Origin of the sequence: Thiococcus pfennigii (genome assembly GCF_016583835.1) — a bacterium.
In the GTDB taxonomy this organism is placed as follows: Bacteria; Pseudomonadota; Gammaproteobacteria; order Chromatiales; family Chromatiaceae; genus Thiococcus; species Thiococcus pfennigii.
On record NZ_NRRW01000176.1, the window covers coordinates 1 to 515 of the forward strand.

1 pseudogene is annotated in these 515 nt (G+C 70.7%); it reads right to left on the minus strand.

Annotated elements, in window-relative coordinates:
- Window positions 1-203 precede the first annotated feature (203 nt).
- Window positions 204-515 (minus strand): annotated as a pseudogene (locus tag CKO41_RS18445) (hypothetical protein); the annotation flags it as partial.

The window sequence follows — 515 nt, forward strand, 5'->3', positions numbered from 1 at the left end:
GGCGCGCGCGTGCGCAGGCTGAGGCCACGGCGCGCCCGACCCCCTCCGCCGCGCCCGTGATCAGGATCACGCGTCCCTCTAGCGTGTCCTGGCCTGGTTGAGCTGTCTCCATGTTCGTTTCCGCCTCTGCGTTGATTCGGTTGAGTTCGTGATCCTGAAAGCCGCGGATCAGTCGGTGCGCGCCCCACCGGTCTCTCCTGAGTTCATGCGATCGGTTGGGGCACGCGGGCCCGGCTCTCGCGCCAGGCGATCCAGAGCTTGCGCAGCGGGGTCAGCGCGATGCGCTGATCGGCCACCGCGAGTCCACTCGCCATCAACTCGGCCAGCAGTGTGTCGGCGAGCCGCACCCGGATGCGCAACGCGCTCGGCAGGCTCGCTAGGTCGGGGTCCAGGCGCTCCCGCTCCCGGTGACAGAGTGGCAGCAGCTCAGCGAGGACGGACGCGAGCGCGGCACCCGGGAGCGGCCCGGATGGACTCCATTGCGCGATGCCCTGGCGCGCGAGGGCGTCTGCTGG